Source organism: Streptomyces sp. DvalAA-14 (assembly GCF_900091855.1).
In the GTDB taxonomy this organism is placed as follows: domain Bacteria; phylum Actinomycetota; class Actinomycetes; order Streptomycetales; family Streptomycetaceae; genus Actinacidiphila.
The window spans coordinates 1-14,140 of the sequence record NZ_FMCH01000036.1 but is presented as its reverse complement, the minus strand read 5'-3'; the positions used below and the strand labels follow the sequence as shown (position 1 = coordinate 14,140).

Genomic DNA, 14,140 nt, shown 5'->3' with positions numbered 1-14,140 from the left:
CGTCATCCGGTCACTGACAGTCGTCTTCCCTTATCGTCGTCCACCACGCCCGTCAGCGGTGGGAGACCGGCCGGTATCCGCTCGAGTACGCCACCGGCGAACACGTCGTACAGCGGCAGCGACTCCAGATGGACGTAGCCGATGTGGCAGTCGCACACCGCGAGCGGGCAGGGCCGGGGTGCCAGCGCTCCCCGGTAGGAGCCGTCGTAGAGATTGCCGAGCTCGGTGCGGACGAAGTGGCAGCGGCGCACCGTTCCGTCGCCGTCCACCGACAGTACGGACTCGCCGGTCCGGCAGGGCAGACCCGCCGAGGGGTGGGGGTGCCGGCTGTAGGCGAACAGCGGATCCAGCGCGCTCCAGGTGGCGGCCTCGGCGTCGGTGTAGGCCCGGCCCTCGGCGGCATTCACCCAGAGGTACACGTGCGCGGGCAGGTCGGCCCGCAGCCGGCGGGCGTGCTCGAGGTGTTCGGGCAGGCCGACCACGCCGACGCTGAAGCGGACACCGAGGGCGGTGAGCTCGCGGGTCTTGGCCAGGAAGCGGTCGTACGGGGTCTGGCCGGGGTGGTAGGTGCACCACAGGGCGACGGTGTCCGGGTCGGCCGCGGCCAGCCAGCCGGTACGGCAGCTGAGGTTGGTCTGGATGGCGACCCGCCCGATGTGCGGCTGGCGGGAGAGCTCGACGACGGCGTCGCGGTACCAGGAGCGCACCAGTCCCTCGCCCCACGGGGTGAACAGCACCGACAGCCGGTCGTCGGACCGGCTCGCCGCCCACCGGGTGAAGCGGGCCAGCGCGGCCCGGTCCGCCCTGAGCTGCTCGGGGGTGTCGCGTCGCTTGGCGAACGGGCAGTACGGACAGTCGTAGTCGCAGGAGGAGAGCGGTCCGCGGTAGAGCAGCGTCAGGTCCACCGGCGGTCACCTGGTCTCGTACGCGGCCATGGCCGACCGCACCGGCGCTGAGAACAGGGCCGGGCCGACGGCGTCGGAGTGCGCGAGCCCCTCGGGTGACAGGCGCAGCAGGCCGGGCGGCGCCTGCGGGTCGAGCCAGCCGCGATCGGCGAAGCCGGCCAGTTCGGCAGGGAAGTCGGTGTCCGGGTCGGTGCCGAACCGGTCGCGGTAGTCGGCCACCGGCAGCCCGGCGGCCTGGAGCAGGGACTGCAGCAGGTGGCGGCGGCGCGCCTCGCCGGTGCCGACGCGCCGGCCGTGCCGGGCGACGGCGAAGTCCCGCGTCGAGGTGTAGTCGTCGATGATGGCGCGGATGCGGTGCATGTCGACGGCGTAGTCGAAGGAGTAGTGCAGCGCCGAGGTGTAGGAGCGGGCGCCGCAGCCCAGGCCGATCATGCCGTCGGTCTGGCAGGCGTGGTCGTCGGGCCCCTGCGCGGGCGCGCCGGCGCGGCGGAACATGCGCATCGACACCTGCTCGTAGCCGGCGGCCAGCAGGTGGTCGCGGCCCTGCCGGTACAGCCGCAGCCGCTGCTGGTCCCAGGCGGGGTCGGGGCCGGCCGCCCGGCGGGCCAGGCCGGTGAGCGGGCGGACGTAGAGCGGGTAGAGGTACAGCTCCTCGGGCTGCCAGGCGAGGGCCGCGTCCAGCGAGGTCCGCCAGGTGGCCGGGGTCTGGCCGTCGATGCCGTAGATGAGGTCGATGTTGAGCACCGGCACGGCGGTGTCGCGGATGCGGGCGAGCGCCGCCTCGACGTCGGCGCGGCGCTGCGGGCGCACCGCGGCCCGGGCTTCGTCGTCCACGAAGCTCTGCACGCCGAGGCTGAGCCGGGTGGCGCCGCGGTCGGCGAGTACCGCCAGCCGGTCGGCGGTGGCCGTGGCGGGCGAGGCCTCCACCGACAGGGCGATGGCGCGCAGGTCGGCGCCCATGCGTTTCTCGGCGATGTCGCAGAGCCGGTCCAGCTCGCCCGGGTCGAGGAAGGTGGGGGTGCCGCCGCCGAAGGCCGCGGTGGCGAATCGGACGGGCGTGTCGTCGCCGAGCGCGTCCCGGGCGGCGACGGCCTGCCGTTCCAGGGCGTCGAGGTAGCGGGTGGTCAGTTCGCCGGGAGCGCCGATCCTGGTGAAGAGGTTGCAGAAGCCGCAGCGGACTTCGCAGAACGGTATGTGGAGGTAGAGGGAGAGCGCGTCCTTCGGCTCGTCGCGCCACAGCTCGCGCAGCGCCGGGCGCCCGGGCAGCGGGCGGTAGGAGGTCTTGTGCGGGTAGGCGTAGACGTAGGACTGGTACGGGCCCGTGGGGGCGGTGGCCGTCGCGGTCGCAGTGCCGGGGGCGGATGCCTTCGCGGTGCTGGCGGCGGAGGCGGGAGGGGCGGCGCCGACGGTGGCGGTGACCGCGCTCGTGACGGCGGTGGCCGGGGCGGCCGGCGGGGTGCGGGCGGTCATGCGGACGACTCCAGGGGCTCCAGGAAGAAGTGGGCGTAGGGGACGGTCCACACGGAGGGGTGGCCGAGGCGGTGGCCGGTGTAGCCGCCGTCCCCGTAGGCGGTGCCGTGGTCGGAGCAGACGATCGCGAAGCAGCGGCGGCGGGCGCGCAGGGCGTCGAAGAGCCGTCCGACGTGCCGGTCCACGTATTCCAGGGCGGCCCGGTGGCTGGCGCGGGTGTCCCCCGCTTCCCGGGTGGCGCCGGGCAGGTGGAACCAGTTGGGCTGGTGCAGCGCCGAGACGTTCAGGAAGAGGAACAGCCGCTGTCCGCGCGGCAGTTCGGCCACGCACTGCTCGGCGCGGTCCACCTGCGCCTCGAAGGAGGTGGCGGAGGCGACCCCGAACTCCGGCTCCCAGTGGCTCTCCTGGAACAGCCCGGGCAGCACACCGCCGAGCGCGCCGCGCTTGTTGAAGAAGCCGACGCCGCCGACGCAGACCGTGCGGTAGCCGGCTGCGGCGAGGCCGGACACCAGGTCGGGCGTATCGAAGACATAGGTGCGCTCGGCGGTGGTCTCGCTGCCGGCGAACCGGGCCGCGAACAGTCGGGGATGGGGCCCGGGAGTGGCGGGGGTGGGCAGGAAGCCGGCGAACATCGCCTGGTGCGAGGCATAGGTGAAGTTCCCGGGCGCGTGCCGCTCCTCCCAGGCTCCGCCGGGCAGGTGGCGGGCCAGCTGGGGCAGCCGGCCCTCGGCGACGAGTTCGGCGGCGACGTCGTGGCGCAGCGTGTCGAGGGTGAGCAGCAGCAGGTCGTCACGGCCGACGATCTCGTTCATGTCGGGTGCGAAAGGGGCGCTCGGGCGGCCGGCCGGAGCCGGCGGCGGAGGTGCTTCAGACGGCTGCACGGCGGGTCCTCGGGGGATGGTGCGGAAGCGGATCGGGCGACACGGGCGAGGCGGGCGGAGCGATCGGTGCCAGGGGGGCGGGCGGTCCGGGCGGGGCGAGCGGTCCGCGGGGCGATCGCGGGGGCCACCCGGGCAGGGCGGCGAGTTGCGTCCGGTAGGTGTCCAGGCCCTCGGCGCCGCTGCCGGGCAGGCCGGTGAGCCGCGGCAGCAGATCGCCGAAGGCGTTGACCTCGCCGACGGCGAAACGCTGCCAGCCGATCGCGGGCAGCAGGTCGACGCCGACGCAGAGGGTGCCGGGAAAGCAGGCCGCGGCCCGCTCGCACATCCGCAGGGCCTCGGTCCACCGGGGTCCGGCGGCCTCGACGACGGCGGCGAGATCGCCGCGGGCCCCGCCGAGGTGGAGGTTGGTCAGCGGGGAGCGGCTGGTGCGCGCCACCGCGTGGGTGGCCCGCCCGGCGATGACCACGACCCGCAGGTCAGCGGTGCGTCCGCCGAGGGACGCCTTCGGCAGCCAGCGTTCGATGTGCAGACCGTCGGGCGCCAGGGCGTCGACGATCGCGGCGATCCCTGCTTCGCCGGTGTAGCGCCGCACCCGCAGCGAGTTGTACAGGCGGCCGTTCTCGTTTTCCACCGAGGTGGTGGCCTCGACCCGGCCCCGGCCGGAGGTCTCGACGGCGAGCACACCGGACGCCGACGAGCCGTGGGCGAGCTTGACGAAGGCGCGCGGCATGCGGTGCCGGCGCATCAGGCTCCTTGCCTCGGCCCAGTCGCGGACGGGCGCGGCGCCGCCGGAGGTCGGCGAGTCCGGTACCGGGACCCGGGCGGCGGCAAGCGTCTGGTGGCAGCGCCGCTTGTCGAAGAGGACCGCCAGTTCCTCGGGGTCGTCGAGGCGCCCGCCGCCGCGCAGCGTGCGCACGGCGGCGGTGAAGCGGGCATACCACAGTGCGCTGCCCTCCACCCGGGTCGGGTCGTGGCCGTCCCGCAGCAGGCGGTCGACATCGGTGTTCTCGCCCGGTGACTCGAGCCGTACGGTCTCGTCGGCGGCGAAGGCGGCGCCGCCGTCGCGCAGCACGGTGAGCCAGGGCACGACCCGGGGCGCCGGCAGCCCGGCCGCGGCCGCGGCTTCGGTGAAGAAGCGCACCCGGCGGTTCTCCGGGTTGCCGACGACGGCCAGCCGGCGGCTCGCGTCGCCGCCGTGCGGTGTCCGGTGTGTTGGCATGTCCCCCCTCGGTGTCGGTGCCGCCCGGCGGCGGCCCGCGGTGCTATTCGCCGACGGCCACGAAGCGCCAGACGGTGCCGTCCTCGTCCAGGTCCTCGTCGTCGCTGTCCGGGTCCAGTTCGAGCTGGACGCCGGCCGGCTCCAGGGCTTCCCGGAGGCGCTCGTTGACGCCGTCGCTGAAGTAGTTGTGGTGCAGGTCGAGCGTCTTCAGGTGGGTCAGGGGCTGGCCGCCGAGCAGCGCCGCGGCCCCGTCGTCGGTGAGCACGCCCATGGACAGGTCGAGGGTCTCCAGCCGGGCCACGACCGGGGCTGCGGCGAAGCCGGCGGCTATCTCGTCCTGTATCTCGCTGTCGCGCAGGGCGAGCGACCGCAGCGCGGGCAGCCGGGTGCCGGCGAAGAAGGGGGCCAGATCGGCGAGTTCGCAGTTGCCGCCGTACTCGGAGGTGCCCAGCCACAGGTCGAGGTGCTCCAGCGCGGGAAAGTCGCTCGCGGCCACGCCCCGGACGGCGTGGGCCGGCATGCCGCCGGTCTCGACGGTGAGCGAGCGCAGCTTGTCGTGCCGCACCGCGGTGAAGACCAGGCCGGTGCCGCCGCGGACGCCGAAGGTCTCCAGGTCCGGGAAGGCGTCCAGGAACGGGGTCACGTCCCCCTGCTTGATCCAGGAGATCTCGCACTCCTCCATGACCATGTCGCCGATGAAGAGGGCGCGCAGGGCGGGCAGCCGGTCCCGGACCGCGAGCAGGGCCGCGGCCACCTCCTCCGGGCCCTCCTCGAACGGATCGGACCACGCGCCGACGATGAGCGCGCGGACCCGGGTGACGTCGACGGTCCCGGTGAAACGGTTGAAGGCCTCCGGCCAGGTCTCGTCGTCGCCGTAGGACGAGCCCGTGATCCGCCAGGCGACGGCGTCGGCTTCCGGCAGCTCGGGCTGCTCGGGCCGGACGCCGCCGAAGTCGAAGGCCGGCAGGCCGTCCAGGTCCTGCAGATGATTCCCGATGGTCATGTCCGCGTGCTCCTGACGCTTCGAAGTGCCGTACGGATCGGCTGTGCGGACCCCGCTGCGGGAGCCCGTCCGGTCGGCCGCGGCCGACGTGTGAGCAAGTTCTACCAAGCGGCACCGACAACGCCGGTCCTGGGTCGCCGGCGGGCGCTTCGCCGGCCGGCGCCGAGCGGCTCGCGGGCCGGTCCCCGGGCCGGTTCTGATGCGTTGTCAGACCCCCCGGCTAACGTTTTCCGGTCGGCGGCGCGCGGGGCGCCGCGGGGAGGGAGAGCCGTGTTCCGGCAGGGAGATGTGCTGATCGTGCCGACCGAGGAGTCGGCGCTGCCGCCGCACATCGCGGACGTGCCGCCCGAGGGACGGGACGGGCGCGGCCGGCTGGTGCTGGCGCTCGGTGAGGTGACGGGGCACGCGCACGCGGTGGTCGGCCCGGGTCGGCTGCTGCGTGAGGCGGGCCCGTTCGGACCGATGCTGCTGCATCTGCCGGACGGCGGGCGGGTGGTGCACGAGGAACACGCGGCGATATCGCTGCCCAAGGGCTGGTACCGGGTGGTGCGGCAGCGCGAGTACGTCCCGGGATCGGTGCGCGTGGTGGCCGACTGACGGCCGGGTCCGGGCAGGGCCGGGGTCGCGCCGGGTGCGGTGGGTGCGGTGGGGTGCGGTGGGTGCGATGGGAAACGGTGACGATCGGGACGGGCGGGACTCGTCCCCGCGGGGAGGGAACGGCGTGCACGACGACGGGAAGAGTGAGGCCGCGGTGGAGCGGTGGCGGCGGACCGCGGCCAGGACGGGGGCCGCCGACCGCGCCGCCGCCGAGGCGGGGGTCCGGCTGGCCTATCGGCGGGCCGGGCTCGCGGAGCCGGAGACCGTCCGGTGGGCGGCCTCGCCGCTGGCGGCGGTGCGGATGCTCGCCGCGGCGCCGGTCGGGAGCCTCGGGCGCGGTGTCCGGGACGCGGTGCGCAGCCGGCCCTGGGCCGCCGAAAGAGAGCGGTCGCACACGCTGCTCGGCCCCGCCGGGTGGACCGCGCGATGGAACGCCACCGGGGCGCGCCTGTGGGACGGCACCCGATCGCTGGTGGACCGGATACGTGCCGGGGTGGTCGAGGAGCTCGACGCCGACTCCGAACAGCAGGCGCGGGCACGGCTGTTGCTGCTCGACGCGGTGCTGGGCCAGCACGACGCGGCGTGGTTGTGCGCCTTCGACGTGTCGGCGGGCGGTCCGCTGGAGGGGCTGGCGGCGGTCGCCGGGTCGGCCGGCTGGTGGTGGCCGTACGAGCGGACCGCGGTGGTCTGTGAGCGGCCGGTGGAGCTGCATCGGGACGAGGCGGGCCGGCTCGACCGGTCGGACGGTCCGGCGCTGGCCTTTCCCGACGGGTTCGCGCTGCACGCCTGGCGGGGGATGCCGGTTCCGGCCGGCTTCCTGCGGGAGCTGCAGGCGCTTACGCCCGAGCGGATCCGCGCCGAGGACAACGCCGAGTTGCGCCGGGTGATGCTGGAGCACTACGGCTACGACCGCTATCTCGCCGAGTCCGGTGCGGTGCCGCTGCACAAGGACGAGACCGGCGCGCTGTGGCGGATAGCCCTGTCCGGCGACGAGCCCGTGGTGATGGTCGAAGTGGTCAATTCCACGCCGGAGCCGGACGGCACCAGCCGCACGTACTGGCTCCGGGTGCCGCCCGGCACCCGGACGGCGAAGGAGGGGGTGGCGTGGACGTTCGGCCTGTCGGCCGACGCCTACCAGCCGGTGCGGCAGACCTGACGGTGCCGCTGCCGTCGGGGCCGGTCCGGCGTCAGTCGGGACGGGACGGCGGGGGTACGGCGCGGGTGCCGGCGTCGGGTGCGCCGGTCCGGGTGGTCTCGTCCGCCGCCCCGGGCGGAGCGCCGTTCGCGCCCGTCACCGGAGCGGCAGGACCGCTGTCCGGTCCGGTGGGCGGTTCGCCGCCGGGGCCGTTGTCGCCCGCGCCTCCGCGCTTGCGCAAGGGGGGCGGGTCGAAGGAGACCCGGACCTGCTCGAAACCCTTGAAGGTCTCGGTCATGGCATAGGAGGTGTACGCGCGCTGGTCGGCCTGGTTGAGCACCACCTTGTCCGTGAAGAGGGTGGGCAGGCTGCGCGGCCACAGCCGGTGGACGCGGACCGAGGTGGTCTCCGCGGCCAGCACGAAGATCAGGGCGCCGAGGTAGATCCAGGTGATCAGGCCCAGGACGATGCCGAACAGGCCGTAGGTCGCGGTGGTCCCGCGCAGCTGGTGGCGGACGTAGTAGGTGCCGGCCCACTGCACGGCCTGCCACAGCACCGCCGCGCCCGCCGCCGCGCCGGCCAGATGGCGCAGCCGCACGCTGCGGTCGGTGAAGAAGCGGTAGGCGAACAGCAGCAGGCCGACGTTGACCGCGACCGCGGCGACGCTGGCCGCCGCCCGTACCGCCACGCCGAGGTGCGCGCCGAAGAACCGCTCGTCGGAGGCGAGGGCGGTCAGGCCGGTGGTGGCGAGCAGCCCGAGCCCGAAGCCGCCGAGGACCAGCAGGCTGCGCAGCCGGGCCCGCAGCGGGTCGGCCCGGGCGTGCCGGGGCACGGCCCAGATCTTCGCTAGGGCGTTCTGCGCGGCCTGGGCCACGCCGAGCGCGCCGTAGAGGCCGCCGGCGGCGCCGGCGGCCACGGCCAGCGGGTTGCCGTGGAAGGAGCGGATGTTCTCGCCGATCTGGTCGCCGATCACCGGGAATTGTGCAGCGCCGAGTCGACCACCTGCTGCTGCAGGTGCGGGTCGCTGTGCAGGACGAAGCCGAGCACCGACACCAGCAGCAGGAGCAGCGGGAAGACGGACAGGAAGCCGTAGTAGGCGATGAGCGCGGCGAGGTAGCCGCCCTGGTCCTCGATGAATTTGTAGACCACCGCGAGCGGTATGCCCACCCATGGGTGTCGCTGCTGATAGGCGTCGAACCTCTGGACCGCCCGCAAGGCCATCACCACCGCCTGTCCGCGTGGGGCGCCCCGGGCGTCGCCCGGGTGCCGGCCCCTCGCGGGTGTCCTTCCCCCGGGCGGGCCGGACAGACCCTCCGGGGGCGGGCAGCTGCGCGGCTCAGCTCTGCGGGGCCCGGTAGGCGCGCAGCGAACCCCTGGTCAGGGGGCGGGTGCGCCAGTGTGCGGTGAAGGTGCGGCTGGTCAGGGAGCAGGTGAGGTGCAGGCGGTGCGGGGTTTCCAGGAAGGCGACATCGGCGGTGAAGGTGGCGGGGTCCGTCCAGGCGGCGGTGACGGCGGTCGGCACCGGTGCGTCGGTGACCGTCCAGCCGGCGTCGTCGAAGGCCAGGGCGAGCGAGGAGCCGCGTTCGTCGAGCCCGAGGGTCCAGCCGGGCGCCGCGGGGTCCGCGGTGAGCCTGACGGTGGTCAGCGTTCGCTGCTCGGCGCATTCGCCGCCCGCCGGGGTGAACGCGGTGCCCGACCAGGTGTCGCGGTCGGCGCGCAGGCCGGGGGCGGAGGCCAGCGGCGGCAGGGCGAGTGCGTCGAGCCGCTCGCGCAGCGCGGTGTCGGCCTTGTCGTGGTCGGGCAGCGGTTCGGGGCCGAAGGCCGGGAGCAGGTGCTGCCACATCAGATTCAGCAGGTCCTGGAGCTGCTCGGTCGCCGCCGTCATGGCGATCACCACGTCGTGCTCGGGCAGCACCACGCAGAACTGCCCGTAGGCGCCGTCGCCGCGGAAGCCGTGCCGGGACATCCAGAACTGGAAGCCGTACCCCTGCTGCCAGTCGGAGGCGGCGGCCGCGGGGGTGCCGTCGGAGTTCGGCACCTGGCTGCGGGTGGCCTCGGCAACCCAGGAGGCGGGCAGCAGTTGCTCCCCGTCCGGGGCGCCGCCCCGCAGGTACAGCTGTCCGAGCCGGGCGATGGCGTCGGTGGTGGCGTGCAGTCCGGAGAAGGCCAGGTCGCGGCCGTCGGGGTACTGCGCCCAGGCGATGTCGCCGATACCGAGCGGGTCGAGGAGCCGGGGCCGCAGATAGTCGCTCAGGGTGCGGCCGGTGACGCGTTGGACGATCGCGCCGAGGGTGTAGGTGGCGGGCTGGTTGTAGGCGAAGACGGTGCCCGGGGTGCGTTCGGGGGCAGCAGCAGGAAGCCGCGCACGATGTCGCCCCGGTCCAGGGCGAGCGCCCGGTCCAGGGTGTCGGCGACGTGTCCGCTGGCCATCGCGATGATGTGCCGTACCAGGATGGCCCGGCTGCCCGGGTCGGTGATGTCGGCCTCGATTTCGGGGAAGTACGACACCACCGGGGCGTCCAGGTCCAGCAGTCCGTCGGCGACGGCCAGGCCGGCGGCGGTGGAGGTGAAGCTCTTGCTGAGCGAGTAGAGCAGCTGCCGGCGGTCGGCAGTCCAGGGCGCCCACCAGCCGGCGGCGATCAGCCGGTCGTGCCGCATGATCATCAGGCTGTGCGGCTCGATGTCGGGCGCGGTCTCCACGGCGTCGAGGAACGCCTCGATGCCGAGCGCGTCGACGCCTTGGGCGGCGGGTGTGTCGGCGGGCAGTGGACGAGCGGACATCGGGTGTCTCCTCCGGCCGGGCGCGGAGGCGGACCGGGGGACACGGTCGCCGGTCGCGCCGATACGGGCTGGTGGGGCGGCCGCGCGCAGGGCCGGCCGCCTCGCCTGAATGGGTGCAGCTGCCATCTTTGCGGTGCGGCCCGCGGGTGTCCAGGCGCCGTCCCCCGGGGCCCTTCCCCCGGCGCGCTCCCCCGGTGGCTGTCCGCCGGGGCGGCCCGTGGGCGGGCGCCCGGATGTCCGGATGCCTCGTGGCAGGGGGCCTCCTGGCTGGGGGCCTCCTGGCTGGGGGCCTCCGCGGGCGCGGCCCGGGAACGGGCCCGCCAACGGTGCGCGGCCCCGGGCCGTTCCCGGCGCTACGACCGGGACGGGCGTTCACCGTAGAGCGCGGCCTCCGCCTGCCTGAGCGCCGCCGGGTGCCCGAAGAGGCCGGGCAGGCCGCCCGAGTGCAGCAGCACGGTGCGCTCCCCCGGGACCACGTCGCCGTCCCGGACCGCGGCGGCCAGGCCGGCCAGCGCCCGCCCGGTGTACACCGGATCGAGCACCAGTCCCTCGGTGCGCGCCGCCAGCACGAGCGCGTCCATGACCGGTCCGGTGAGGTGGCTGTAGCCCTCGCCGATCTGGTCGTGGCGGATCCGCAGGTCTTCCGGCGGGCAGGGCCGCCCGGACACGCCCGCGGCGAATCGGGCCACCGTGCGGCCCGGGTCGGGGGCGGCGCCGCAGTCCACGCCGAGCACCCGCTCGGCGCCGAGTTCGGCGACCAGTCCCGCCATCGTGCCGCCGGAGCCCAGCGCGGTGACCACGGTGCGCAACGCGGGCACCTGGGCCCGCAGTTCGCGACCGCACTCGGCGTAGCCGCGCGCGCCGAGCACGCTGGACCCGCCGAACGGGATCAGGGCGGGGACATCGCCGCGGCGACGCAGCTGCTCGGCCAACTCGGCTGCTTTGGCGAGGAGTTCTGAGCCGGGGAGCCCGCCGGCCCATACCGCGGTGGCGCCGAGCAGGCCGTCCAGCACGAGGTTGCCGGCGGCCGGCGACGGGGGGTCGCCGGCGAGCACCAGCACCACGTCGAGGCCGAGCCGGGCGCCGGCCGCGGCGGTCAGCCGGGCGTGATTGCTCTGCGCCGCGCCGGTGGTGACGAGCACGGTGGCGCCCTCGGCGAGGGCCTGCCCGCAGGTCCATTCCAGCTTGCGGACCTTGTTCCCACCGCCGCCGAGGCCGGTGAGGTCGTCGCGCTTGACCCACAGGTCGTCGGCGTTCAGGCCGAGCGCCCGGGCCAGCCTCGGCGCGGGCTCCACCGGGGTCGGCCAGGACCCCAGCGACACTCGCCGGTCCTTGCGGGTCTGCGTCATCGTCCACCTCCGCCAGTCGCGTCGGGCCAGCGTACGGGGCTAGACGGGCTCCGGCGGGAGGGTGATGGTGAAGTCGTCCTCGACCGGCGGGTCGAGCTCCTGTTCGCGCATCCCGGTGGCGGCGAAGCACCTGACCCGTATGCTGCCCGGGCTGACGTCCAGGCGCAGGAAGCTCTTGAAGAACGGCGGGCTGAAGGTGGCCGAGCCCGGTGAGAGTACCTTGGTATAGGTCTTGCGCACCGGCAGCCGCAGCCGGGCCTTGTGGTGCGGGCTGCGCGCCACGCCCAGCACGGACGCGACGAACCTGGTCCGCAAGGTGACCGGGGCATCGGTGGGCCGGACCGGCGCGACGCCGAGCCGGCGGCCGATGACCGCGCCGGCCTGCTCGGGGGTGAGTTCGAACAGGCGGCTCAGCCCGAGCCTGCGCAGCCGGCGGCCGTAGAGCCTGCTGTAGAAGGCCAGCGAGTCGCCGCGCATCGGGTAGCAGCGGAAGTCGTCCTCGACGACGCCGCCGACCGCGACCCGCGGGATGATGTGGGTGGCGTGCATGAAGGCGCCGCCGCCGCCGGTGACGACGTATTCGACGCGCCGGCCGTCCACGTCGACGGGGTAGTGCTGGTAGTTGTGGATGTCGCCGCCGATGGCCGCGACGAAGTTGTTCGCCGGGTCGCGGACGACGTCGTCCACGGTGCCGCCGCCCCCGATCGCGCAGGGGTGGTACTCGCCGTCGACGTAGATCGGTGAACCGGTGACCAGGATCTTGGGCCGGGGGCCCTGGGCAACGCGGCGCAGCCACGCGCCCTGCTGCTGGTCGATGTCGCCGAGCAGTCCGGTGTCGATGCCTATGATCCGCAGCGGTCCGGTGTCCAGCGCCCAGTAGGGTCCCGGCACGTCGCCGGCCTGGGCGGGCGCCGAGCGCAGCTGGCGGGCCCGGTCGAGAGCCGCCTCGTCGGGGGTGTCGGGGCTCTTCCACAGCAGGGAGCGCCACCAGCCGCGCGAAAGGGGCGTGGGGCGGGGGGACGCGGGCAGCTGCGGGGCCCGGCAGAAGACCCGCATGAAGCCGGTGAGTCCGTCGTACCAGTCGTGGTTGCCGGGGACGGGGTAGATCGGGGCGGCGTAATCCCGGTACGGCCGGAAGAACTTGAGCCCGTATTCGTTGGCGCTGCCCACCGGGTACAGGACGTCGCTGGACAAGACGGCGAAGCGGGTGCCCTCGCCGGCCTTCAACATGCCGGGCACGACCGCGTATTGGGGGTCGTCGCCCTCGCCGGTGTCGGCGATGAGCAGGAAGGAGTACGCCTCCGGGTCGTCGCGGCGGATCACCAGGTCCGGGTCGGCGCCGCGGTCCAGCTGCGCCTGCACCCAGCGCTGCCGGTCGGTGCCGGTGGGGTCGCCGAACAGTGAGGCCAGCGGGCCGTTGCGGGCCTTCCAGAGCGTCGCGGGGTTGAGCCAGAACACCCGGGGGACGTCCTTGGGCATCAACTCCCGGTAGGCGCCTGGCTGCTGGCTGCGCCATCCGGCGCCGGCCGCGGAATCACGTGAGGAATCGGGCACTTGCGCACTGTAACAAGCGTGGCCGGAGCGCTCGCGCCCGGCGCCCGCCGCGCCCCTTCCCCGCGCCTCCCGGCCGGGGCCGGGCCGCAAGAGGCCGGAGGAACCCGGTGGAAGCGGGGGAAGCGGGGGGAAAGCGGAAGGAGGGGACGGCCGGTCACATCTCCAGGTCGGTCTCGATCCGCCTGAGCTGGTGGCGGGCCATGGCGAGGTTGGCCCGCTGCCGGTCCAGCGCGAGGTAGAGGAAGAGGCCGGACTTGCCGCGGCCGCGCAGCAGCCGGATCATGTGGTACTGGGAGCCGAGGGTGATGAGGATGTCCTCGATCTCGTCCTTGAGGCCGAGCATCTCCATGGTGCGCGCCTTGGCCCGCACCACGTCGGTGTTGCCGGCCGCGGCGACGGTGAGGTCCAGTTCCTTGCCGCCGCCGAGGGTACCCAGCGCCATGCCGCTGGAGTAGTCGACGAGAGCGACGCCGATGACGCCCTCGATGCTGGTCATCGCGTCCTTGAGGGCCGTGTCGGTGTTGGCCATGATGTCGGTGCTTCCTTTCGGGGTGCCGGGTCGTTCCGGTTGCCGGGTGGTGCGTGGGGTTCTGGGCTGGGCGCCGCGGGCCCGCGGCGGGCGTTCGGTCATGAGGGTCGGGCGTCCTCCGTTCGGTCGGCGGCGCCGTCGAGCAGTTGGGCGAGTGACGCGCCGCAGCGGCGGGCCTCCAGGTGCAGCCGGCCCACGTTGACGCGCGGTCCGGCGAGGACGGTGAGCACGAACTGCTCGCCGGCCGCGTACACGGCGAGGTAGCCGGTTCCGGTACGGATGAGCTGTTCGCGGAAGGTGCGCTGGCCCGCCGCCTCGGTGAGCCGCAGGGCGACGCCGAGCGCGGCGGCGGTCAGCGCCGCGAAGCCGTCCGGTTCGATCGCCGGGGCGTCCTCGGCCACCACCAGTCCGTCCACGGTCGCGGCCAGCACGCCGGTGACATCGGGCATCCGGGCCCGTAACCGCCCGAGCTCGTCGCGTACTTCGGCCTCGTGCACCATCAGCTTCTTCCTTTCGGCGCGCTGTCGCAGCGTCCGTCTCACAGGTGCTCCAGGGCGTCGCGCAGGCGGCGCAGCATGGCGGTGTCCACGTCGTCGCCGATGTCCCGGAACCAGGCGGCTGCGCGGGCCTTGCCGGGCGGGGCGTCCCGGGGGGTGGCCAGGTGTCCGCCGGCCGCCAGCCGCCGTACATCGACCAGGGTGTGGAAGGCGGGGCGGC

General features: G+C 74.4%; 13 protein-coding genes and 1 pseudogene. 2 read left to right on the top strand and 12 right to left on the bottom strand.

Annotated features, from left to right (window positions below):
- Nucleotides 1–2: 2 nt before the first annotated feature.
- From GA0115240_RS02005 to GA0115240_RS01985, 5 genes are read right to left on the bottom strand one after another with little or no spacing between them, the layout of a single operon-like run.
- Complete coding sequence (locus tag GA0115240_RS02005) at nt 3–905, bottom strand: STM4011 family radical SAM protein (protein ID WP_093734910.1); 903 nt, start codon at nt 903–905, stop codon at nt 3–5.
- A 6-nt stretch (nt 906–911) separates the two neighbouring features.
- A complete protein-coding gene (locus tag GA0115240_RS02000; RefSeq protein WP_093734909.1) occupies nt 912–2,375 on the bottom strand; it encodes an STM4012 family radical SAM protein in 1,464 nt (487 codons plus the stop codon).
- The gene (locus GA0115240_RS01995; protein WP_093734908.1) at nt 2,372–3,187 is read right to left on the bottom strand and encodes an STM4013/SEN3800 family hydrolase; all 816 of its coding nucleotides are present in this window, start codon (nt 3,185–3,187) and stop codon (nt 2,372–2,374) included. The genes GA0115240_RS02000 and GA0115240_RS01995 overlap by 4 nt, the downstream gene beginning before the upstream one ends.
- Nucleotides 3,188–3,242: 55 nt before the next feature.
- The gene (locus tag GA0115240_RS01990) at nt 3,243–4,475 is read right to left on the bottom strand and encodes an STM4014 family protein (RefSeq protein ID WP_093734907.1); all 1,233 of its coding nucleotides are present in this window, start codon (nt 4,473–4,475) and stop codon (nt 3,243–3,245) included.
- 43 nt (nt 4,476–4,518) lie between these two features.
- Nucleotides 4,519–5,478, bottom strand: a complete 960-nt coding sequence (locus GA0115240_RS01985) for an STM4015 family protein (protein WP_093734906.1) — start codon at nt 5,476–5,478, stop codon at nt 4,519–4,521.
- 270 nt (nt 5,479–5,748) lie between these two features.
- Between GA0115240_RS01985 and GA0115240_RS01980 the strand changes: the two genes are divergently transcribed.
- Complete coding sequence (locus GA0115240_RS01980; RefSeq protein WP_093734905.1) at nt 5,749–6,075, top strand: hypothetical protein; 327 nt, start codon at nt 5,749–5,751, stop codon at nt 6,073–6,075.
- Nucleotides 6,076–6,199: 124 nt separating this feature from the next.
- Nucleotides 6,200–7,231, top strand: a complete 1,032-nt coding sequence (locus GA0115240_RS01975) for a DUF6745 domain-containing protein (protein ID WP_256069454.1) — start codon at nt 6,200–6,202, stop codon at nt 7,229–7,231.
- Nucleotides 7,232–7,262: 31 nt separating this feature from the next.
- Here GA0115240_RS01975 and GA0115240_RS01970 read toward each other — a convergent pair whose 3' ends face one another.
- The 7 genes and pseudogenes from GA0115240_RS01970 to GA0115240_RS01945 all read right to left on the bottom strand — a co-directional run bounded on the left by GA0115240_RS01970 (nt 7,263) and on the right by GA0115240_RS01945 (nt 13,923).
- Nucleotides 7,263–8,183: a YhjD/YihY/BrkB family envelope integrity protein gene (locus GA0115240_RS01970; RefSeq protein WP_256069452.1), complete on the bottom strand. Its 921-nt coding sequence runs from the start codon at nt 8,181–8,183 to the stop codon at nt 7,263–7,265.
- Nucleotides 8,180–8,431: a YhjD/YihY/BrkB family envelope integrity protein gene (locus GA0115240_RS37810; protein ID WP_256069450.1), complete on the bottom strand. Its 252-nt coding sequence runs from the start codon at nt 8,429–8,431 to the stop codon at nt 8,180–8,182. The genes GA0115240_RS01970 and GA0115240_RS37810 overlap by 4 nt, the downstream gene beginning before the upstream one ends.
- 115 nt (nt 8,432–8,546) lie before the next feature.
- A pseudogene (locus tag GA0115240_RS01965) lies at nt 8,547–9,868 on the bottom strand (serine hydrolase domain-containing protein).
- Between the two features lie 476 nt (nt 9,869–10,344).
- Nucleotides 10,345–11,340 carry a pyridoxal-phosphate dependent enzyme gene (locus GA0115240_RS01960; RefSeq protein WP_093734904.1) on the bottom strand — a complete coding sequence of 332 codons (996 nt, stop codon included), beginning with the start codon at nt 11,338–11,340 and terminating at the stop codon, nt 10,345–10,347.
- A 39-nt stretch (nt 11,341–11,379) separates the two neighbouring features.
- Nucleotides 11,380–12,894: a metallophosphoesterase family protein gene (locus GA0115240_RS01955; protein WP_093734903.1), complete on the bottom strand. Its 1,515-nt coding sequence runs from the start codon at nt 12,892–12,894 to the stop codon at nt 11,380–11,382.
- Nucleotides 12,895–13,048: 154 nt separating this feature from the next.
- Nucleotides 13,049–13,423: a hypothetical protein gene (locus tag GA0115240_RS01950; RefSeq protein ID WP_093734902.1), complete on the bottom strand. Its 375-nt coding sequence runs from the start codon at nt 13,421–13,423 to the stop codon at nt 13,049–13,051.
- Nucleotides 13,424–13,521: 98 nt separating this feature from the next.
- Nucleotides 13,522–13,923 carry a roadblock/LC7 domain-containing protein gene (locus GA0115240_RS01945; protein ID WP_176724964.1) on the bottom strand — a complete coding sequence of 134 codons (402 nt, stop codon included), beginning with the start codon at nt 13,921–13,923 and terminating at the stop codon, nt 13,522–13,524.
- Between the last annotated feature and the right edge of the window lie 217 nt (nt 13,924–14,140).

What these genes read in the sequence shown, in the direction of transcription:
- GA0115240_RS02000 (WP_093734909.1), bottom strand. Translation starts at nt 2,375, where the DNA reads ATGACCGCCCGCACCCCGCCGGCCGCCCCGGCCACCGCCGTCACGAGC.
- GA0115240_RS01995 (WP_093734908.1), bottom strand. Translation starts at nt 3,187, where the DNA reads ATGAACGAGATCGTCGGCCGTGACGACCTGCTGCTGCTCACCCTCGAC.
- GA0115240_RS01990 (WP_093734907.1), bottom strand. Translation starts at nt 4,475, where the DNA reads ATGCCAACACACCGGACACCGCACGGCGGCGACGCGAGCCGCCGGCTG.
- GA0115240_RS01985 (WP_093734906.1), bottom strand. Translation starts at nt 5,478, where the DNA reads ATGACCATCGGGAATCATCTGCAGGACCTGGACGGCCTGCCGGCCTTC.
- GA0115240_RS37810 (WP_256069450.1), bottom strand. Translation starts at nt 8,431, where the DNA reads ATGGCCTTGCGGGCGGTCCAGAGGTTCGACGCCTATCAGCAGCGACAC.
- GA0115240_RS01960 (WP_093734904.1), bottom strand. Translation starts at nt 11,340, where the DNA reads ATGACGCAGACCCGCAAGGACCGGCGAGTGTCGCTGGGGTCCTGGCCG.
- GA0115240_RS01950 (WP_093734902.1), bottom strand. Translation starts at nt 13,423, where the DNA reads ATGGCCAACACCGACACGGCCCTCAAGGACGCGATGACCAGCATCGAG.
- GA0115240_RS01945 (WP_176724964.1), bottom strand. Translation starts at nt 13,923, where the DNA reads ATGGTGCACGAGGCCGAAGTACGCGACGAGCTCGGGCGGTTACGGGCC.